The organism is Pararcticibacter amylolyticus (assembly GCF_003130405.1).
GTDB lineage: Bacteria > Bacteroidota > Bacteroidia > Sphingobacteriales > Sphingobacteriaceae > Arcticibacter > Arcticibacter amylolyticus.
In genome coordinates this window covers 225,904-245,931 of sequence record NZ_QEAS01000004.1, presented here as the reverse complement: position 1 = coordinate 245,931, position 20,028 = coordinate 225,904, and the positions used below count along the sequence as shown (strand labels likewise).

The 20,028-nt window shown below is 43.3% G+C and carries 17 protein-coding genes; 6 read left to right on the top strand and 11 right to left on the bottom strand.

The annotated features are described in order from the left end of the window. Positions 1-108 precede the first annotated feature (108 nt). The 4 genes from DDR33_RS06865 to DDR33_RS06850 all read right to left on the bottom strand — a co-directional run bounded on the left by DDR33_RS06865 (position 109) and on the right by DDR33_RS06850 (position 6,753). The gene (locus tag DDR33_RS06865) at positions 109-1,563 is read right to left on the bottom strand and encodes a SusD/RagB family nutrient-binding outer membrane lipoprotein (RefSeq protein WP_109415031.1); all 1,455 of its coding nucleotides are present in this window, start codon (positions 1,561-1,563) and stop codon (positions 109-111) included. Between the two features lie 12 nt (positions 1,564-1,575). Further along, positions 1,576-5,004: a SusC/RagA family TonB-linked outer membrane protein gene (locus DDR33_RS06860; RefSeq protein WP_109415030.1), complete on the bottom strand. Its 3,429-nt coding sequence runs from the start codon at positions 5,002-5,004 to the stop codon at positions 1,576-1,578. Between the two features lie 97 nt (positions 5,005-5,101). Continuing rightward, complete coding sequence (locus tag DDR33_RS06855; protein WP_109415029.1) at positions 5,102-6,121, bottom strand: FecR family protein; 1,020 nt, start codon at positions 6,119-6,121, stop codon at positions 5,102-5,104. Between the two features lie 65 nt (positions 6,122-6,186). Then, on the bottom strand, positions 6,187-6,753 hold the full coding sequence (locus DDR33_RS06850) for an RNA polymerase sigma factor (protein ID WP_109415028.1): 567 nt from the start codon (positions 6,751-6,753) through the stop codon (positions 6,187-6,189). Between the two features lie 136 nt (positions 6,754-6,889). Between DDR33_RS06850 and DDR33_RS06845 the strand changes: the two genes are divergently transcribed. Beyond that, complete coding sequence (locus DDR33_RS06845; protein ID WP_317047422.1) at positions 6,890-7,285, top strand: VOC family protein; 396 nt, start codon at positions 6,890-6,892, stop codon at positions 7,283-7,285. Positions 7,286-7,345: 60 nt separating this feature from the next. On the opposite strand, the gene DDR33_RS06840 is transcribed toward DDR33_RS06845, so the two are convergent. Together DDR33_RS06840 and DDR33_RS06835 are read right to left on the bottom strand one after the other, a co-directional pair. Next, positions 7,346-7,696, bottom strand: a complete 351-nt coding sequence (locus DDR33_RS06840) for a nuclear transport factor 2 family protein (protein ID WP_109415026.1) — start codon at positions 7,694-7,696, stop codon at positions 7,346-7,348. A 100-nt stretch (positions 7,697-7,796) separates the two neighbouring features. After that, positions 7,797-8,345 (bottom strand): NAD(P)H-dependent oxidoreductase, encoded by a 549-nt coding sequence (locus DDR33_RS06835; RefSeq protein WP_109415025.1) that lies wholly within the window; start codon positions 8,343-8,345, stop codon positions 7,797-7,799. A gap of 105 nt (positions 8,346-8,450) precedes the next feature. Here DDR33_RS06835 and DDR33_RS06830 point away from each other — a divergent pair, with 105 nt between their 5' ends. Both DDR33_RS06830 and DDR33_RS06825 read left to right on the top strand, forming a co-directional pair. Beyond that, positions 8,451-8,831: a winged helix-turn-helix transcriptional regulator gene (locus tag DDR33_RS06830; protein ID WP_109415024.1), complete on the top strand. Its 381-nt coding sequence runs from the start codon at positions 8,451-8,453 to the stop codon at positions 8,829-8,831. 166 nt (positions 8,832-8,997) lie between these two features. Continuing rightward, complete coding sequence (locus DDR33_RS06825) at positions 8,998-9,996, top strand: NAD(P)-dependent alcohol dehydrogenase (protein ID WP_238387699.1); 999 nt, start codon at positions 8,998-9,000, stop codon at positions 9,994-9,996. Positions 9,997-10,079: 83 nt separating this feature from the next. Here DDR33_RS06825 and DDR33_RS06820 read toward each other — a convergent pair whose 3' ends face one another. The 3 genes from DDR33_RS06820 to DDR33_RS06810 are packed head-to-tail and all read right to left on the bottom strand — an operon-like array spanning position 10,080 to position 13,005. Further along, entirely contained in the window at positions 10,080-11,048 is a 969-nt protein-coding gene (locus DDR33_RS06820; protein WP_109415022.1) for an ankyrin repeat domain-containing protein, read from the bottom strand. Positions 11,049-11,063: 15 nt separating this feature from the next. Beyond that, on the bottom strand, positions 11,064-12,509 hold the full coding sequence (locus DDR33_RS06815) for an ankyrin repeat domain-containing protein (RefSeq protein WP_109415021.1): 1,446 nt from the start codon (positions 12,507-12,509) through the stop codon (positions 11,064-11,066). 7 nt (positions 12,510-12,516) lie between these two features. Then, positions 12,517-13,005 (bottom strand): tetratricopeptide repeat protein, encoded by a 489-nt coding sequence (locus tag DDR33_RS06810; RefSeq protein ID WP_158280659.1) that lies wholly within the window; start codon positions 13,003-13,005, stop codon positions 12,517-12,519. A 268-nt stretch (positions 13,006-13,273) separates the two neighbouring features. Here DDR33_RS06810 and DDR33_RS06805 point away from each other — a divergent pair, with 268 nt between their 5' ends. Continuing rightward, positions 13,274-13,786, top strand: coding sequence for a GNAT family N-acetyltransferase (locus DDR33_RS06805; RefSeq protein ID WP_109415019.1), 513 nt, complete (start codon positions 13,274-13,276; stop codon positions 13,784-13,786). Between the two features lie 223 nt (positions 13,787-14,009). Here DDR33_RS06805 and DDR33_RS06800 read toward each other — a convergent pair whose 3' ends face one another. Continuing rightward, a complete protein-coding gene (locus DDR33_RS06800; RefSeq protein WP_109415018.1) occupies positions 14,010-15,203 on the bottom strand; it encodes an esterase in 1,194 nt (397 codons plus the stop codon). A 139-nt stretch (positions 15,204-15,342) separates the two neighbouring features. On the opposite strand from DDR33_RS06800, the gene DDR33_RS06795 reads away from it, so the two are divergent. Further along, a complete protein-coding gene (locus DDR33_RS06795) occupies positions 15,343-16,470 on the top strand; it encodes a serine hydrolase domain-containing protein (RefSeq protein WP_109415017.1) in 1,128 nt (375 codons plus the stop codon). Between the two features lie 350 nt (positions 16,471-16,820). Beyond that, on the top strand, positions 16,821-19,214 hold the full coding sequence (locus DDR33_RS06790; protein WP_109415016.1) for a PAS domain S-box protein: 2,394 nt from the start codon (positions 16,821-16,823) through the stop codon (positions 19,212-19,214). Here the strand turns inward: DDR33_RS06790 and DDR33_RS06785 are convergent. Next, positions 19,211-19,999, bottom strand: a complete 789-nt coding sequence (locus DDR33_RS06785; RefSeq protein ID WP_158280657.1) for an amidase — start codon at positions 19,997-19,999, stop codon at positions 19,211-19,213. The genes DDR33_RS06790 and DDR33_RS06785 overlap by 4 nt on opposite strands. Between the last annotated feature and the right edge of the window lie 29 nt (positions 20,000-20,028).

Genomic DNA, 20,028 nt, shown 5'->3' with positions numbered 1-20,028 from the left:
GACAAATCGGTTCATTATGTATTAATTGGATTGTGTGTGTTGGTTGCTTTTATGTCGCAACGAAGATAAAAAATATCCGGCCCGCACGAATGCAGGCAGGATAAAAATTCAGGGCTTTATCAGCCACATAACAGCGTTGATATTATCGCCATCGGGATATTGCCGGCTGATAGCCTCTGTAACATGTTGCTGGTTACGCTGTAACTCAGTTTCGGGATACATCCACCGCTTGGGTATCTTCTTGTCATTCAGCATACCTGAACCTGAAACGTCAAATACTGGAAAACCTGTTCTCCGCTGTTCATAAAAGGGTTGCCAGCCGCTGTTGAAAAATGATGCGATGTATTTCTGTGTGATAATCTGTTGTATAGGATTACCTGTTGAAAGTTTCACAGTATTCTGAGCCAGGTAAGTATCAATTGCTGCCTGGTCAATTTTATAAAAGCTCATAGAAGCGCCTATCCCCTTTTCATAATAATCGCTGGCGTTTCCTGTTATCCAGCCCCTTACCACACCTTCCGCTAAAATAAACTGCTGCTCAGCGTACCCTAGTGCAATGCTTGGTTCGTTTGTGGGATTGGTATAAAATCTCGGATTGATCTTGGATACCTCACCAGCAAGCACCCGCGTTTTGTTTTCGTTTACAGCTGCACTGCCTCTTGTACCGCCATAGGCATTAAAATCAGTGACGGGCAGCGAAGCAAACTTCGGCGCTTTATCTGCAAAGCTGAACAACCGGACATCCTTCAGTGATTTCAGGAGATCAACAAAAGTCTCTTCCATGTAGTTGGTGGTCTGCATATCGTTATTGTTAAAATACGGATAGCGATTACCTTGTAAGTCATAAAACTTCAAAGCAGCGTTATCTCCATTACCTGTAAAAAGAGGATAATCAGACGGAGAGCTTACAATTTCTGCAAAACGCTTTTTTACATTGATCTCGTTGTCGTTCTCCTTTAGCGACAAACTCATTAATACGCGCAGAGACAAAGCGTTAATAGCTTGTTTCCACTGCCGCATATTGCCATTGTAAACGATATCACCCTTAACAGCTGTTGTGCCGGATGTAATTTCTCCATTGGCTTCTTTTAATTCATTCAGAATATCCAGGTAGATATCTTCCTGGTTATCATAAACAGGGGTACCTAAACCTTCATCTCCTTTCAATGCTTGGCTGTATGGAATATCGCCAAAAGTTTGAGTAAGCTGCAGAAAAAACCAGGCCCTGAAAAAACGGGCAAGCGGAATATACTCCGGTTTGTTCTGTGCGGTTGCTGCCTGTTCCATTTTAAGCACGAGACGCAGATTATTGTAGGCGCCGAATCCTGCTCTCGACCATCCGTAATACTGGCTGAGATTGACTGCGTCTGAATAAATCATTTGGCGGCAGGCAATGGCCGCTGTTATATCCGATGACTGGAAGGCGCTTTGTTCTATTGAATTCAACAACAGATCAGGAGTAGCTATGGTTGTTTTATTAGGATCAACCTGAAATTCACTAAATTTCTTACAGCCCGATTGTATGACTAAAACGCCTAATAGTATGATAAAAACCTTTTTCATAAAATCAGAGATTTAAAATTTCACATTAAGATTTAAGCCGAAGGATCGCGTTGATGGAGTTTGCAGGTTATCTGCAGCGGGATCCGGATCGACGTTGGGCATTTTGGAAAAGAGAAGGAGGTTTCGGCCAACTGCCGATACATTTACATCTTTTATAAAACTCTTAGCAAGCCATTGACCAGGCAATTGCCAGGTTAGTGTTACTTCCCTGAGTTTGAGAAAGGTTTGAGAGAAATAGTTGTAATCGTTATTTGCTCCGTTGCTGGTGGTCGTCATATAGTCAATGTAATTGACCGCCTTTGTATTCGGCGCAAATGTGCGGGTATCACTGGTGATATTGCCATCTGCATCATAAGTCACCTGTCCGCCGGTTACCACTACGCCGGGGCCGACATAAGTTGCTTTTTTAGCATTGGCATCCTCCCGGTATTGGTTGACAGTGCCCGGATGAGTCCCTCCCCACCACATTTTTTGATTTGTGGTTGAGAACATCTTGCCGCCAATGCGTCCATCAACAAGGAACCTGAAAGAGAGCTTTTTGTAGCTGAAGGTATTCTCCATACCATAGATCCAGTCTGGATCCCTGTAACCTAAAGGCCTGGCAAAGTCATCAGTAACGGGAAAGCCATTACTTCCATAGATAATGTTTCCGTCCGGATCTTTCTGATACACGGAGCCCCATATCATATCCACACGATCACCTGGCTTTAAGTTATTTAGCGTTGGTGCATCTCCATAAATATCTGTTAGATAGCGGAGGTACCTTGCCAGGTTCACAGAAACATCCCATCTGAATTGCTCATGACGAACAGGCGAACCGGATAGCACGAATTCCAACCCTTTTCGCTGAAATACGTTACCATTAACAAGCTGAGTATTGTATGCACTAGCCACCGACATAGGAATCTCCGCAATATTATTAAAATCACGCGTTTGGAAATACGTTGCTTCCACGCCTATCCGGTTGTCAAACAACCTGGTATCCAAACCAATTTCCCAGCTATCGGAGGTTTGGGGATTCAGTTCTTTACTCAACAGGACGTCGCCATATGTTAATGAGGGGCTGCTGTTCCAGATAACTCCTTTGCTGAAAGTTGGCAGATAGTCGTATGTATATTGAGCGTCTCTAAGTGTTCCGCTCGATACTCTTGACCATCCTCCTCTTACTTTCAGATAGGAGATTGATGCAGGTAAACGCAGAAGTTGGGAAATGATTACTGATGTGTTTAACGAAGGATAAAAGAAGCTGTTATTGGAAATCGGCAGGGTAGAAATGATATCATTTCTACCAGTTGCGGTTACGTAAACAGAGTTTAGAAACTCCAGTTCCAGTACACTGTAAACGCTGCTTGTTCTTCGCTCTTCGAGGCCATTGGTAGCTTCGACCGGGTTTATGGAATTACTCAGGTTATAAAAACCCGGTCGGATAAGACCATCGGTGTTTGCTTTTCCATATTTTTGATTACGATAATAATTAGAACCTCCAACTTGCGCATGGATCTTAAACTTTTCGGTAAATGTGTGGTTATAATCAGCTACCAGGTCAGTATTGATGTCGAAGTAATTCCCCGTTTCAATGGTGAATTGTCCCAGCGACTTTTTCCCGTAGCCTATATAGCTCTTGGGTTCCTTGTATGTACGATTGAGGCCATAAGAGTTGATTCCGTTCCTGAATTGTACAGAAAAATCCGGACTTATCTTATATGACAGGTTAAGCGACCCGAAGGTATTGTCCTTATCATAGCCCCGCAGGTATTCATACGCCTGGAAATAGGGATTGTTATAATAGGAAGTATTGTAATTACGCTGCTGGAAACCTTCCTGACCTTCGACCCAGTAATCTCTCAGATCTTTAACGCTGACATCTGCGCCGGTCCAGAGGACCAGGTTGTATAAATAGTTCGTAGGTCCGTAACCAACCTCCGGAAAATTATCGGTATACTGGCGATTATAAGTTAACCTCGCGTCCATCGTCAGTGCGTCAGACAACTTGTAGTTACCAGATACACTAAAGGAACTGTTATTTAAATCAGTGTTCGGCACGATACCTTTTTGATAAATGTGAGCTGCAGATGCGCGAAAAGAACCCTTATCTGAACTTTGCATGATACTGATATTATTAGTGGATATGAGGCCTGTATTAAAGAAATCCTTCACATTATTTTTACCTCTTGAAATAAATGGAATAGGAATTCTCTTTCCGGTCACCGGGTCCATGGGGCTATTAAACTGAGGAGTTTCAAAATAACCGCTGGGTGTAGTCGGATCAGGCTGATCAAGTTTAGGGCCCCAGATCCAGCCCGAACCTTCCGCCCCACCGCCTGAGCCGTTTACATAAGTGTATTGGCCATTGTTACCCGCACCATATTCTGTTTGTACCTTTGGAATACGGATAAAGCTCGGCTGTATTTGTGTCGAAGAATTCAGCTCAACACTCAGTGTTTTGCCTTTTCCCCGCTTCGTAGTGATCATGATTGCACCATTCCCTCCTATCGAACCATACAATGCAGAAGCATTCGCCCCTTTAAGGACCGTTACACTTTCAACATCGTCAGCATTTACCCTGTACAAATCAGCTGTCTGATCCGGGATACCATCAACGACAATCAGCGGTTTACGTCCACGCAGCGAAATACCCGGATCCTGGAACAGATCGGTAGAAGTTTTGATATTCAGACCAGCAACCCGTCCGGTAAGTGAATTCACAAGGTTGGGTTCACGGGCTTTTATCAGGTTTTCTCCCTGTACTTCCTGTACCGCATACCCCAGTTTGGCTTTCTCCTTCCTGATCCCCAGCGCAGTTACTACAACTTCAGACAGACTTTTTGCATTTGCCTCTAATACAACAACATACTTGTCAGTACTGCCTACTGTAACTTCTTTGGACTGAAAGCCAATAAAGCTAAAAACCAGGATATCACCTGTGCTCGCTTTTATTGAAAAATCGCCATCCTGATTGGTGATTGTGCCATTATTTTTTCCTTTGATTAAAACAGATACTCCCGGGAGGCTTTCTTTCTTTTCATCGGTTACGCGTCCCTTTATTATTTGGGGAACAGCATTTAACGATGCGTTCGGAGGCGCAGCCTCAATAGAGATTTGGTTGCCGGATTGCCGGTAGATGAAGTCAAGCTCTTTGCTTATCGCATCTAAGACCAAATTCAGGCTCTTACCGCTTACTTTAAGGTTTACCTTTTTGAACAGTAAATTGGTATTGTCAACACAAAGAAAAGTAAATTTCGTTTGTTTTTGCAAGATGCCAAGTACGTCACTTAAGGGCATATTGACCACGTTAAGGGAACACCTGGTTTTTGAGATTTCGAGATCCTTTTCTTTATAACTTTCAGCGAATGCAAACTGGAAGCTAAGAAAAAGCAGTGCAACAGCAGATACCCTACGCCACTGCAAAATTAAAGATGCAGGGTAAATCTTTTTTTTCATAAATTAGCAAATTCGTTAATAGATCCAACAATTTAATAGCGATTAAACCGGCACCTGCGAAATGCCGGTTTTCTTTTAAGCCAATGCCTGGCATGGCTTAATGGTTGTGTTTGTCTTTTTTCTTTTCAGCTTTTAAGTTTATGTAAATTTTATTGCCATCCTGCCGGTATGTCAGCATACCAGAAGAACAGATGGATTTCATCACTTCTGAGACCGGCAGATTATCAAATTTTGCATATAGACGGGTATCAGCGGTAGCCTGATCGCCAAGGATTATCCTGACGCCGTACATTTTTTCGATCCTTGGTACGACTAAGCCTAATTCTTCGTTTTTAAAGATCAATATATTATTTAGCCAGCCTAAAACGCTCGCAGAATCAAGGGAGCGCTGAAATATCTGATGATTAACCCGGTTGAAAGACAATTCCTCACCAGGCTTTAAGAGGTAGTCTTCATTCACCTGTTCTCTGACTTTCACTTTTACCTTACCTTCAAGGAGTGATACAGTACTAAGAGTATGGTTTTTGCCTGCGTTTATATTGAAGTGAGTGCCTAATACCTGGACAGTCAATGAAGAGGTTTGCACAATAAAAGGCTGATGCGGCTTTTTACTTACCTCGAAATAAGCCTCTCCATCTATGGATACCGTGCGCCGGCCTTTTTTAAGGGAGCCAGGATAGGAAAAGGTACTTTCCGGGCCGAGCATTACCCTGGTGCCATCTTCCAGAGTAAACTGTTTCTTTTGGCCTGACAATGTGGTCACGGTCTGGTATTCTAATTGCACGGGCATACTGAGCTGGCGGTAAGTAAACCATCCGGCAACGAGTAATATGATTAAGGCAGCAGCCGACAATGAGTAAATGTCGTAAAGACGAATCTTTAAGAAACCTGATTTCCGTTCGTCTAAAGATATTTTAGCATGAAGTTTAGCCAGAGCACGCAAGCTTTCTGTGTCAACAGGTCGTTTATGTCCTAACCATACCCTTTTTACCTCTTCAAATGTCTGTTCATTCCTTTTATCTGCAGCAATCCAGTCAGCCAGTTCTTCATTTTCTTCTGTGCTTGTTTGATTGGAGAGATATCTTGTGATCAGCAGGTAAAGCTCTTGTTCTTTCAATTCGACTATTTTACGCTTAAGACGTAAAACAGAAACTATATCATGACAAGAGAATAATATTTTTTTCAGAGGGGTGAATTATCAAAGCGATAACTCTCTTTCAGGAATTTGATAGCCCGGTACATTTGGGTCTTAACCGAGTTGACAGAAATTTCCAGAATATCAGCGATCTCCTGGTAAGTAAGGCTATCTTCCCTGCTCATGCGAAAGATCACCTGCATTTTTTCCGGCAGCTTCTTAATCAGGCGTTCAAGTTCTTCAGATAGCTCTTTAAGATTCAGAATCTGATCGGGTGTTGCGTAATCAGTGTTTAATTCTGTATGAACGTCTTCTATAACGGCGAACAAAACTGACCTGTATTTGCGATGGTGATCATAAATATGGTTTTTAACTGCCTTGTACAATAATGCAGAAAGAGAAGTATGTACGATAATCGTTTTACGATTCTGCCAGAATTTGTGAAATACCTCCAGTACCACATCCTCCGCTGCATCTGAGGGATAGGGTAAAAGCGATTTACCGAAACGCATCAGATTCGAATAGTACTTTAAAAACAAAAGGTCAAAAGCCTGTGACTCCCCGGCCTTAATACGCTCGAGCAATTGGATGTCTTCTGAGTGATGAGCGTTCATATCGCATTCAAAGGTGCTGTTGGTGTGTTAATTGGTTGTTAAATATACTTTAATAAATCAGGAATTCAAATCGGATACAATTTGATACTGTTAAAATTTAACACTGCGTGAAATCAACGGGATCAAATATTTACATTTGAGACAATACTTATTGATCATTTATCTTCAAATGGAACATCGTGCTATATCGATCCGCCCTTTTATCGGCGCAAAAGACTTTGAGTTATCCAGGGATTTTTACCGGACGCTGGGTTTTCAGGAAACCATAATTTCTCCGGCAATGTCTCTTTTTGAAACGGGTAAGCTGGCGTTTTACCTGCAAAATGCTTACGTGAAGGACTGGATAGACAACACCATGATTTTTGTCGAAGTTGAGGATGTTGGCTTCTATTTTCAAAAATTATCAGACATGAACCTTCCCGGCAAATATGCGGGTGCGAGAGTTTCTCCAATAAGAGATGAATCATGGGGAAGAGAATGCTTTTTGCACGATCCCTCCGGTATACTCTGGCACTTTGGAGAGTTTCGTTAGTTTAACCTGTCAAAAGATAGCAGATAGTATCTTTTGACAGGCTCAGGCTTATTGTCTGTATCAAATGCTGATTACGAAAGCTTTTAATGAGGCCATCTTTCCGTCGCGAAATTGCCAGACATCGCAGTAAGAATAGTCGATTAAGTTTCCGCTTTCATTTTTCATGCTGATCTTTCCTATAGCGGTAACAAAATCACCTTCCGAGATCAGATTTTCGACTTCGAACCTGGGCGGCTCGACATATGCCTCTTTCATATACTCCCGAACGGCATCCTTACCCCGTAATATCCGGTCGCCCACAAATTCCCAAATTACATCATCTGTGCAGAAAGACAGAAATCCCTCGTTGTTGCCTTCAGTAACAAAAGTATTGGCTTTTAGTAGAACAGATTTATTATTATTTGAATCCATATTCTGCTTAATAATTAATCCGGCTGAATTGTTTCGCCGGCACCTCCAACGGCGCCGATATTGGGGCACATCCTGTTTATAACAATATGCCGGACTTATCTTACTGTTGCAAAGATTCAATTAAAGCGATCAGACGCCGGGCATGATCTTTCGCGCGGTCTCTCACCTCATTCTCCGAATAACCTGCTGCCAGGGAAGTGCCATGGAAATAAACAGGCCTGATATAATTCATTTGTGCATAATAGGCTGTCTGCTCCAGGTTTTTACAAAACTCGTCCACACGAAAGTGATGTTCACCCAATGTATAGTATTCTTTTTCAGGGGCCCCGACAGTAAAGCTCGGTACGAAATGCTTTCCTTTAAGCTTATCTCCTTTTGAGCCATAAGCAAACTGATACTCAAATACTACATCGAACCAGTGCTTTAAAATAGCGGGCATATTATACCAGTAAAAGGGATATTGAAATATGATCGTCTGATGTTTCAGCAATACCTCCTGTTCGGCCCTGGCAATGATCTTGTAATCAGGATATAATTCTGCAATATTCCTTATTTCAATATCCGGGATGCCCACAGATAATTCTTCTATGATGGTTTTGTTTGCGAAAGATCTGTCAATTCCGGGATGTGCTAAAATGATTAATGCCATACTATTCTATCTGAATTTATACTATAATTATTTTAGTTGTAAAGCTATTTTTAGCAAATTGCATTTGCAATAACCATCAAATCCGATAGGTTAAAAAAAATTAAGATGAAAACAGAATGCATTGGTGACCTGGTAAAACTTAAAGGAAAAACTTACCCCTGTACAGTTAGTCTCACAATGGATTTAGTGGGGGGAAAGTGGAAAGCCGTGATACTGTATCATTTGATGAGCGGCGAAAAAAGATACAATGAACTGCGTAAAGAAATGCCCTCCGTCACTGAAATGACACTGAGTTTACAGCTGAAACAATTGGAGAGTGATGGACTGGTTTTGAGAAGGTCCTTTGGAGAGAAACCTCCTCTGAAGGTTATTTACAGTCTGACCGCTCTGGGTAAAAGCTTTATTCCGGTCCTGGAAGCTATAGCGGCATGGGGCAACGAAATTGCTCTTGAAAACGGTGAATTTTTAACGAAGTCCTGCTGCTGAATATTTTGAGCTGTACCGATCACAAAAGACGTGCAGGTCTGTTTAACAACAGGTTGATTTCCTTTGGATAAGGAAAGCTTTCTTTCACAAGATTTAAATAAAGCAGATGAATACAACAATTGTTAAAGCGTACGGCACAGAAGCAGCCGAAGCACCTTTAAACCAAATGACTATTCCACGCAGAGAAGCAACGCCCCATGACGTGGAGATTGAAATTTTATACTGCGGCGTTTGCCATTCAGATCTGCACACAGCAAGAAATGAATGGCATTTTACGGCCTACCCCTGTGTGCCGGGCCATGAAATTGTGGGAAGAATCAAAAGAGTGGGCGATCACGTAATAAAGTTTAAAGTCGGCGATGTAGTGGGTGTAGGTTGTATGGTAGATTCATGCAGAGAGTGTGAGTACTGTAAAGAGGGGCTGGAACAGTTTTGCGTAGAGGGTAATATTCAAACGTATAACTCTCCAGACAAACACCTCGGCAGCCAGACGTTCGGGGGATATTCAGAGAAAATTGTCGTCGACGAAAGTTTTGTACTGCGGATTCCCGGCAACCTGGACCTGGCAGCGACTGCGCCGCTGCTGTGCGCCGGGATTACGACTTATTCCCCGCTTCGCCACTGGAATGTAGGGCCAGGAAAAAAAGTAGGCATAGTGGGTATCGGCGGCCTCGGCCACATGGGTATCAAAATTGCGAAGGCGATGGGTGCACATGTGGTGGCATTCACCACTTCAGAATCGAAATTTGCTGAAGCAATGCGTCTTGGTGCGGATGAGGTGGTATTATCGAAAGACCCGGCGCAAATGGAAGCCCAGCGTGGCAAACTTCATTTCATCCTCGATGCGGTATCTGCGGATCATGATGTAAATGCGTTTCTTAGTCTTCTTCGGGTCGACGGATCACTTGCCCTAGTTGGCGCTCCCGAGCAACCCTTGCCTGTGGCTGCTTTCAGTCTCATTTTGGGACGCAAAAGCTTTTCAGGCTCCCTGATCGGCGGCATTGCCGAGACCCAGGAGATGCTGGATTTTTGCGGCAAACATGGCATTACTGCGGACGTTGAGATGATCGGCATTAGCCAGATCAACGAAGCTTACGAAAGACTGTTAAAGGGCGATGTTAAATATCGTTTCGTAATAGATATGTCTTCACTAAAAAACGAATGACGGCATCATATTGATGAATGAAGGTGTGGCTGATTCACCTTCATTCATCATAAATCGTTTTATCCGCCGATGGGAAAGATCTGCTAATCTCCGGCCATCAGAAGTTGCTCCACGATCTCTGTATAACCTTTCTCGCTCGCGAAGTCAAGCGCACTGCGCCCATCATTATTCACGGCTTTTACGTCAGCATTCTGTTCGATGAGCATCGCTGTGAAATCATTATGTCCGCAAAGGGCAGCCACGATAAGAGGGGTTTCGCTGTAACTGTTGCGGGAGTTAATATCTGCGCCGGCATTAAGCAGCATTTTCCCAAGATGATGATTTCCGATTCCGGCAGCATAATGCAGGGCTGAATTACCACTTAATACATGCTGGTTTACATCTGCCCCACTTTTAATCAGAATCTCGGCGAGGTGCATATTCGAATTATTGACAGCCAGGATAAGTGGGCTTACACCATCATTATTTAAGTCGTTTACATTCAGAGATCCTGATTTTAGCAGCGCTATTACCGTTTCACTCTGATTATTATAGACGGCCTGATGCAAGGGGGTATTACCATGATCGTCTTTTTGCGAGACGCCATTTGAAGACAAGGCAGTAACCAGATCTCTCATTCCATTGGCGGTAGCATGATCCAGGATACTATAGCCGGCATTATCTTTTAGCGTGGTATCAGCACCGAGTGAGATAAAAAACAATGCCGTTTCCGTTTTATGAGCCAGTACTGCGTAGAATACAGGTGTCTGTCCCTGGTTGTTTCCCGCATTCAGATCCGCCCCGGCATCTGCAAGCAACTTAATCACGTCTTTATTTCCATTTCGGGCGGCACAGTGCAAGGGGCTTTCGCCTATGTTATTCGCCAGATTAACATCTGCTCCTGCATCTATGATCAGTTTAACTACATCCCTCGCTCCTTTATTACTGACGTAATATAAAGGAGTATTACCCAGCGCATCGCGCTTGTCGACATTAATGCCTCCCTTTTTCAGAAAGGCTTGAATCACTCCTTTTTGCGCATTTTTACATGCATTTAAAAACATATTATCCATAATCGTACAGTTTCATTAAACCATGGCTTCGAGCAGCAGCTTCACCACAGCTTCATTATCGTTTCGCACCGCCAGATCCATTGCTGTTTGCCCTGCGTTATTGACGCGGCCGGCAGTAGAAGGATCTTTTTCCAGAATCAGCGATGCAATTCTTTTAGCAGACATTTTATCCGGGTTTGCAGCCGCATACATTAACGCGGTATTCCCGTTCCCGTCAGCGCGGCTGGCATCAGCATTATGATCTGTCAAAAGTTCCGCTATGTTATATTGATTTTCATTTCCGCGTTCAGAGAACGACATCAAAGGCGTCTTACCCTGAGTGTTAGGCATGTCTATATCACAGCCTGCTTCAATAAGTTCTTCAGCAAGTGCCGTATTCAGATCTGCCAGGTAGCCGGCCTGACAAACCAGGTTCAAAGCCGTATCGCTGTTATTGTTCGCCGGAGCGTTCAGATCCAGTCCATGTTCTATCAGGATCTGCAGCATAAGCCTGATATCCTTCAGATCTCTACTCATTCCCCTGCCAAAGTTGCTCACTGCTTTTGTGAGTAGGTAAAACACCGCAGTCTCACCACTGCCGGCACGAAAATTAACATTTGCGCCACCGTTAGCCAGTAAACGAACCATAGGGGCTGAAGGATATTCGCAAGCCAGCATCAGGGGGGTGCGGTGGTAGTGATCAGACAACTCATTCAAATCAGCACCTGTTTTAATTAAAGACTCTACGGCTGCCGTATCCCGGTTAAGTACAGCTTCATGGATATTCATGCCGCCGGTTATCGTGTCATTTTCATCCCCGGATATCAGAGCTGCAATTTCTTTCACCCCACTTCGCTGTGCATAGGTTAGCGGCGTTGTATTAAAGATATCTTTATCTTCAGGGTCTATCCCGCTCTTTTCGAGCAGTACCCGAACTGTTTTCGTTGCAGCTTCTATGGCGCCGGGTAAGCTTTTGCGATGAACCAGCTTATCACAAATCAGGTGCAGCAGATTCTTGCCTTCTTCGGCTGTAGCATCCATTTTTACACCAGCATCGCCCATTGCTTCCAGGAATGGATACATGTAAAGCAATCCCGATTCAATGTAGGCCAGCTTTCCCGAATCATTTTTCTTTTTTGGATTCACTCCCAGATCTAAAAGCAGTTTAGCAGTATCATAGATCTTCTTTGCTTTAGCATTCTGATCAGGGTTACTTATGTCGAAGCGCGTGGTCGTCAGGGCATGCAAAGGGGTGTTGCCATATTTATCGGTCCCGGGTTTGAGCCCGGCATCTTTCAGGAACTGAATACCAGCGGTGTCTGTAAAACGGGCAGCCAGGTGGAACAGGCTTTCATCATTTTCATTGACGATATTTACATCAGATAAATCTTTATAGAGGGCGTCGATATCCGCTTCATTGCTGCCATGCGCGAACATATTGCGCTGATACGCATCCCTGATCCGGTTGAAGTCGTTATTCATAATAATATTATTTAGTTGCTAATTGAAGGGCTTCGGTAATGTTTTTATAGTTTTTGCGCTCAAGAGGTTTCGCGGTTTCAACTACTTTAGGAAAGTTACCTGACTTCAGCCAGCAATCCGTTTGCAGTCGTATAACGTGATCGAGCACAAGATCCCTGAAAAGTGTAACGTATTTTTTTGTAATTCCCTCAAGATGATCGTTTGTTTGATTTTGCATCTGACGGATAACATGATAAAATTGATCCGCAGGAGCCTTGCCTGGATAATTCCCCGGGGATAAAGCCCGCAGCGCATTATCCAGGCAGATAAGTGCTTCCTGATAATTACCAGCGCTGTAATGGCACAATGCCAGGTTGTATTGGGTTGAAGGTTCGCCCGGAGATTCGTTTTTTAGTAGAATATAAGCTTCAGCATATCGTTTTTGAGTCATCAGCTGAATAATCAATGCTTCTTCATTTCCATTTTGTTGACGGGAATTGGTGGACCCTAATAGCATGCAAATATTTTTTAGTACGGTCATTAAACACCAGACCGGGCTATTTGGTTCTTAAATTTTCTAATAAACGGGCAGACAAGGGTTGGGTCAGGACCCATTACTTAATGAAAATTCAATATTGACATTGCTCCTAATACAGCCATAATAGCTATGTCAATATAGCTATTGAAGTTATTTGCCTATTTTTACATTATTGCTTATGAGCCTTTGCAGTGAAGAAACAACTGCACTGTGCACTATCGGCATTATCGGCCCATATTAAGTTTAAATGGAATATAGTTTTAGAAAAGCACATATTGAGGATGTAGCAGAAATTTGGGAAATCCTGCAGCATGCGATACGCCGTCGTAAAGAAGACGGCAGCAATCAATGGCAGGACGGTTATCCCAATCCAGCTGTTATAGAGAATGACATTAAAAAAGATGCAGGATTCGTCCTGACAGAAGGAGATATAATTGCTGGTTATTGTGCAATATTCATTAACGACGAACCGGCCTATGCCGATATCGAAGGACAATGGCTGACGAATGGAGACTTCGTTGTATTCCATAGAATTGCAGTGGCGGAAAGCCATCTTGGAAAGGGCCTGGCAAAAACGATCCTCGGAGCGATTGAGGAATTTGCAAAAGACCGTCATATATTCAGCGTTAAAGCGGATACTAATTTTGATAACGGTGCGATGCTGAAGATCTTTGAAAAAATGGGATATGTTTATTGCGGCGAAGTCTATTTCAGGGGTGCGGCGAGAAAAGCGTTTGAGAAAGTTCTTAGCGCGTCTTGACAAATCAGGTTATTCACTAATCTTATTTTATCGGGTAAAACTTGTCACCTGAGGTCAAACCCCACAACGACGTTTTTAAAAAATTCGCAGATTGCCTAAAGATCATCCGTAAAATGACGTGGCGCCTTTTCCTGTAAAAACTTGCAGGTGTTATAATCACGAGATTTGTTTCTGAATATTCAGATTGCTTGATCACGCTTAATAATATGACTCCTCCCAATTCTTACCTGAATAATAAAGGAGCGAACTCAGTCAGATAGATTCTCCAGTTTCGCCAGATATGCCCTCCCTCCGATTCGCGGTATACATACGGATACCTTCTCTCATCCAGCAGTTTCCGGTAGTCTTCATTCGCTTTGTAAAGAAAATCCGTTTTGCCGATCGCAATCCAGTATAATTTGGGCTTTTTACTAAACTGCACTTTCAGCTTTTCATCCATATTCTGATAGACCGGGGATGAAACTCTTTTATCCGGCATAATAGCCGCCGAAAAAAGACCTATATAATCGAACATATCCGGGTATTCTTTCGAAATATGAAGGGCATGATAACCGCCCATCGACAAACCGGCGATAGCCCTTCCCTGCTTACTCTTAAGCGTGCGATAATCATGATCAACAAACGATACTACATCAGGAAAACTTTGTTCCATAGAGCCTTCCATGGTTTTGGGTAACTGCATTGTTGGCTTGTAAAACCCCAAAGATGATTCCCCGGGTGCGGCTTCCTGCGACACATTACCATTCGTCATCACCACAATCATGGGCTCTGCTTTCCCCTTCGCTATCAGGTTGTCAAGGATCTGGGCCGTACGTCCCAGAGCAATCCACGCTTCCTCATCTCCGCCCATACCATGCAGGAGATAAAATACAGGGTATCGCTTACTGCTATTCTCGTAACCAGGAGGTGTGTAGATAGTTAAGCGGCGTTCCATGTTCAGCTTCGGGCTGGAATACCATCTCCGGGATACAGTTCCATGAGGTACCTGGTTTACTTTATAAAGATCAGCCCTGCCGCCCCTTATCAGGAAAACATTTGTAACAGAAGCTACATCCCTGATCATATAAACATTATTCGGGTCGGTGGTCTTAAGTCCGTCAATGATAAAAGAATAACTGTAAAGCTCGGGAGCCAGCGGCACCGGGGTTTTATACTCCCAGATGCCCTTATCACCCTTAACCAGGTCCGCAACTCCCGGGGCGTCTGACGGACCAAAAGGAGTGTCCGCTTTCTGTGAAGGCAGGAAATCTCCGGTGATCTGAACCTTACCAACTTCCGGTGCCTGAATGCGGAAAGTAACTGTGCCGTCTGAGTTTATTTCAGGAGAAGTGATATCCTGATTTCCCCATAAGGCCTGTTGGGAATATAAAGCGGTAGTCAGGAACAGGATAAAGACTGTAGCCCATATTTTCTTCATATAATCTGTGTTTATCTGGTGGTAATAAGCATTGTATAAAGATAACAGTCAAATCCGAAAAAGGTAAAAAATAGTGTTAAAATACTTTCACTAGTGCTAATAAAAATCTATTTTCAACGGTAATTCAATAAACGTACAAATGATGATGAAAAAGATCTGCCCTTCATTGTTCCTGTTGGTTTTCATATTGATATCACCAACCAATGCTCAAAAGCGGGCGGTAGATTCTTTAATCATCAAAGCAATGGAAAAATTCCATATTCCAGGTTTTGAAGCAGCCGCTATTTATGATGGAAATATCGTGTGGACGGGCTACTATGGATATCAAAATTTGGAGAAAAGAATACCGGTGAATGATCAAACTATATTCGAAGCAGCATCCACTTCTAAAACAATAACAGCAGCAGCTATGATGCAGCTCCTTGGAGAAGGAAAATTCAAGATGGATGATGATATAAACAAATATCTTGATTTTAAAGTGGCCAATCCCCGCTATCCCAACATTCCGATAACGTTCAGGCAGTTGCTGCGGCATCGTTCATCTATTGATGATAATACAGATTATCTGGGGCAATTTTGGGATAGCAATCATGGAGATCCCGCTATTTCTCTTAAAGCATTTGTTAAGGGCTATTTTTCGCCAGTAGGAAAGCATTACGACAAGGATCACAATTTCTACGAATACCGGCCGGGGGCAAAAGCTAATTATTCCAATATGGGGATTGCCCTGCTGGGCTACCTGGCAGAACGAATTACCGGTCAGGCATTCGAAATATATTGCAGAACCAAGATATTTCAACCGCTCGAAATGAACCACACCGGTTGGTTCCTCCGCGAAATCGATTCTTCTAAAGTTGCAATGCCTTATAGTTATTCTGATTCTTTGCAACGATATCAACCCTGGGGTTATGGCGGTTTCCCAGATTACCCGGCGGGAAGTTTACATACCAGTGCTGAACAATTTGCCCATTTCCTCATCGCCTGGACGAAGCAGGGGGAATGGAAAGGCAAACAAGTATTTAATTCCGATGCAATTCAAACACTTACTCCGGACGAGTTCAATCTTGGGTTCCATACGTGGTTCCTGTATGCGACCCGGAAGGGACTGATTCTGTATATGCATACAGGAAAGGCTAACGGTGTGTCGTCCTTCATTTCCTTTAGCCCGGCTAGCAAGAAAGGAGTAGTTTTTATATGCAATGGAGATATTGTCAACGGGGGTGACTGGCGCGAAATAATTGACACTTTATACGAAAACGTATTTTAGCTTTTCTACCCTCTCTCTGGTATCGCGCTTTCTCCCATCGCAGGTCCAGTAAAGCCGGCCCAAAACAAAGAGCAAAAGCAGGTGAAAGCTTGTTGGTTCTATCGGGACAGCGGTCGTGACTATCAGCAATTTAGTGATTATATTACAACCGGATATTTTCAAAAAAAACGCAGATATTTTTTTTCAAAAAAGCTTGCATGATTCACCTGGTTATTTCTATATTTGTGATGATAAGGTTTAGGTGCCCTGTTCACGCCCATCGTGACGGGGCTTTTTTATGCGCGTAGATTTTTTTTAAACCAGTTATCCGCTTTTTCGGCATTTTTCGTTCTATTTGCAATACTACTACTATGAAGAATAGCAGAATGTACGATAAGAACGATCTAGAAAGATCCAGGATAAATGCACTAAATTCATATAATATCCTGGATACCCCATCAGAACCGCAGTTTGATGCCATCACGTCCCTCGCCTCTTATATATGTGATACTCCTGTTTCATTGATCTCATTTCTTGATCATGAACGCCTTTGGGTAAAGGCGCGAAAAGGAATTGAGCTGAGCGAAATACCCAGGGACCAAACCATGTGTCAATACACCATAGGGAGCCCCGCTGTGTTGCAGACTGAAGATTTTCACAAGGATAAACGCTTTTGCGGGAATAAGTACCTGCAGGCTTCCCCATTTCATTTCTATGCAGGAGCACCACTTACTACGACAGACGGATATAAAATTGGCGCACTATGCGTTACAGATTATTCAGCAAGGAAACTTAGTGAAAAACAAATTGAGGCTTTACAAATACTGGCTAATGAGGTAATGTCTCACCTGGAATTACGAAAAAAGAACCAGCAGCTTAAAGAGTTACTCGAAAACGAAAAACGGTTCCTGTCGCTCTTTAATAATTCAAGCGAGCTTCATTGTGTCACAGATCCTCAGGGTATCATCCTCTATTGTAATGATATCGTGGAAGACCTTCTTGGATATAAGCCCAGTGAGATCATTGGTGAAAATATATGGAACTTCTCCGCCCCTGAAGAGCGTGAAAGAGTAATGCCGGATATTTATGAGCGGGTTTCCAGGGGAGAAAACCGCTTCATCCTTGAAACTAAAGTTGTAACCAAAAACGGCGAGCAACGGTGGTTCGAATGGTCCGACAGACTATACCAGGAGAAATGGCTGATTAACGGCCGTGATATAACAGAACGGAAAGAAACAGAAGCCCGTCTGCGGATCCTCTCAACTGCAGTTGAAAAATCTCCCGCCGGAGTTATTTTACGAAACGGAAATGGAGAAGTGATCTGGATGAACGAAGAATCCGAAAAAATACTCGGCTATGAACTTGGCGAACTAAAAGGACAGATATTTGGCGACCGTCTGATAAGTGAAGAAACAGATCCCTCTGTTATACAATTTGCCAGGCAACGGGTTGAAGCGGGTAAAAACTACGAGGTAGAGGTCGTTATCCGACGAAAAGACGGAGAGTCAGTCTGGATTTTCATGTCCAACAATATGTTACGCGACCCTGAAGGCAACATAGAGAGCCAGATCGGAATTTTAGTTGATATCACCATCCGAAAGGAAGCAGAAGCGCAATTGATCAAAACCAGGGAGGAGGCTATTGAACTGAGCCGGTCGAAGGAACTTTTCCTCTCTGTCATGAGTCATGAAATGCGGACTCCCCTGAATGCCGTAGTCGGAATCTCCCGGATCATCCAAAGGGAAGATTCTCCCAAGCGGCAGAGGGAGCACTTGAATATTCTGGAATTCTCTGCGCGCAATCTGCTGGCCCTGATTAATGACGTCCTCGATTTTACCAAAGTAGAAACCGGGAATATCAAATTAGAATCAATACCTGCCGATCTCAGGAAACTGGCAGTGAACACAGTCCAGTCTATCCGGATTAAAGCAGTTAAACCGGGGCTGGATATCATAACGGAAATTGATCCTAAGATCAACGGCTACTACAAATGCGATCCTACCCGGCTTTACCAGATCCTGATGAATATACTGGGAAACGCTGTAAAATTCACCGAAAAGGGACTTGTTAAATTGAGCCTGGTGCTGGAAGAGGAAACCGCCGACTCAGCTACCATCCGCTTTAGTATTGCCGATACCGGAATTGGAATTCCCGGGGATAAGCTCGATTCAATTTTTGATGCTTATGCCCAGGCAGAACTCCACACATCCCGTAAATACGGAGGTACAGGTCTGGGACTGGCTATTACAAAAAAACTGGTAGAACTTCACCAATCGTCTATCAACGTCAAAAGCGTTTTTGGAAAGGGAAGTGAATTCAGTTTCCAGGTCAGTTTCCCTAAAACAACTGAAGAACCTCCTGTAGATGATCATTTCGGCGAACCCTTACAGGGACATGTATTGGTAGTAGACGACAATGCTATTAACAGGCTTTTGGCAGAGAAAATACTTAAGAACTGGAGGATCACCGTTGATTTCGCAGAAAATGGACGGCAGGCATTAGAAAAGATCACTGGCAATGCTTACGATCTGGTGTTAATGGACATTCACATGCCCGAAATGGATGGCAACGAGGCTGTCCGCCAGATAAGACAGATGGAAGGGTCTGTATGCCATATTCCGGTCCTTGCATTAACAGCGAGTATCATGAAGAATGACGAAGAACTCCTTCTCGCCGCAGGTATGAACGGGGTTATTCTGAAACCCTTTGAAACAAGGGCATTTTATAATAAAATAGCGGCTTTTTTAAAGAAGGCTGAGGATTAAGATGTAGGTTTTACATACTCTTTTTTTACCCAGCGGCTGTAACTGGCGTTGATAGCATACCACCCATCGTTTTCGCCAAAAACTCTCACTTCTGTCCCTTTCGTGAGCTTTGCCACTATAGGAGCATTCAGGCTATTCGCATTTCTAACGTTAAGCTTTTCCGCAGTTACCTGTGCTGCGAACTTGAAACTAACCGGCTCTGCAGTATCCTGATTCTTTATTTGATCCACTACCAGAGGCAAAAAGTTACGCTGAAAATCACCTACTGTGTTACCGCCGAAAAAATTGGTACCAGGGCATGTCTTGGTGGTACCAGCACCTTTGGTTCGCTCTCCGGTATTCAAATCATACCAGTGGTGGTAAACAATGGTAGTATCTGAAGGAACCAGACTGAATTTTCGGCAAAGCAAGGCATTGAGCTTGATGATCGTATTCCGGTGAGTTTGGTTCATTTGATCCCCGCCGGTATCGAAGTTTCCGACATGTTCCATGCAAATTCCATTCCGGTTGGCTCCTTTAATCCCCGCAGGCATCATATCCAATGGACGCCCGGTGCCAATAGTACCGTCAGGGAAAGTAGTAAATTGTTGTGCGATCGCACTGAAACCTCTCTCGAGGTGTGCATTTTCCATCGACTTAAGCAGGGATAGCCCGTCTGATATAGCAAAGCTCTTATAATTGGGTTTCCATGTATGGTGATTTTGGATCAATTTAATCAGTCGGGACACCTTCTGTCCTGCCAGCCATCGCTCAAATTCAACGAGGGTAAAAATCTGATATGACATTATTTTTTTATACTAAATATAAATCTATT

Excerpts from the sequence above, each read along its gene's own strand:
- DDR33_RS06865 (WP_109415031.1), bottom strand. The coding sequence starts at position 1,563 with ATGAAAAAGGTTTTTATCATACTATTAGGCGTTTTAGTCATACAATCG.
- DDR33_RS06860 (WP_109415030.1), bottom strand. The coding sequence starts at position 5,004 with ATGAAAAAAAAGATTTACCCTGCATCTTTAATTTTGCAGTGGCGTAGG.
- DDR33_RS06850 (WP_109415028.1), bottom strand. The coding sequence starts at position 6,753 with ATGAACGCTCATCACTCAGAAGACATCCAATTGCTCGAGCGTATTAAG.
- DDR33_RS06840 (WP_109415026.1), bottom strand. The coding sequence starts at position 7,696 with ATGGATTCAAATAATAATAAATCTGTTCTACTAAAAGCCAATACTTTT.
- DDR33_RS06835 (WP_109415025.1), bottom strand. The coding sequence starts at position 8,345 with ATGGCATTAATCATTTTAGCACATCCCGGAATTGACAGATCTTTCGCA.
- DDR33_RS06830 (WP_109415024.1), top strand. The coding sequence starts at position 8,451 with ATGAAAACAGAATGCATTGGTGACCTGGTAAAACTTAAAGGAAAAACT.
- DDR33_RS06825 (WP_238387699.1), top strand. The coding sequence starts at position 8,998 with ATGACTATTCCACGCAGAGAAGCAACGCCCCATGACGTGGAGATTGAA.
- DDR33_RS06820 (WP_109415022.1), bottom strand. The coding sequence starts at position 11,048 with ATGGATAATATGTTTTTAAATGCATGTAAAAATGCGCAAAAAGGAGTG.
- DDR33_RS06815 (WP_109415021.1), bottom strand. The coding sequence starts at position 12,509 with ATGAATAACGACTTCAACCGGATCAGGGATGCGTATCAGCGCAATATG.
- DDR33_RS06810 (WP_158280659.1), bottom strand. The coding sequence starts at position 13,005 with ATGCTATTAGGGTCCACCAATTCCCGTCAACAAAATGGAAATGAAGAA.
- DDR33_RS06805 (WP_109415019.1), top strand. The coding sequence starts at position 13,274 with ATGGAATATAGTTTTAGAAAAGCACATATTGAGGATGTAGCAGAAATT.
- DDR33_RS06800 (WP_109415018.1), bottom strand. The coding sequence starts at position 15,203 with ATGAAGAAAATATGGGCTACAGTCTTTATCCTGTTCCTGACTACCGCT.
- DDR33_RS06795 (WP_109415017.1), top strand. The coding sequence starts at position 15,343 with ATGATGATGAAAAAGATCTGCCCTTCATTGTTCCTGTTGGTTTTCATA.
- DDR33_RS06790 (WP_109415016.1), top strand. The coding sequence starts at position 16,821 with ATGAAGAATAGCAGAATGTACGATAAGAACGATCTAGAAAGATCCAGG.
- DDR33_RS06785 (WP_158280657.1), bottom strand. The coding sequence starts at position 19,999 with ATGTCATATCAGATTTTTACCCTCGTTGAATTTGAGCGATGGCTGGCA.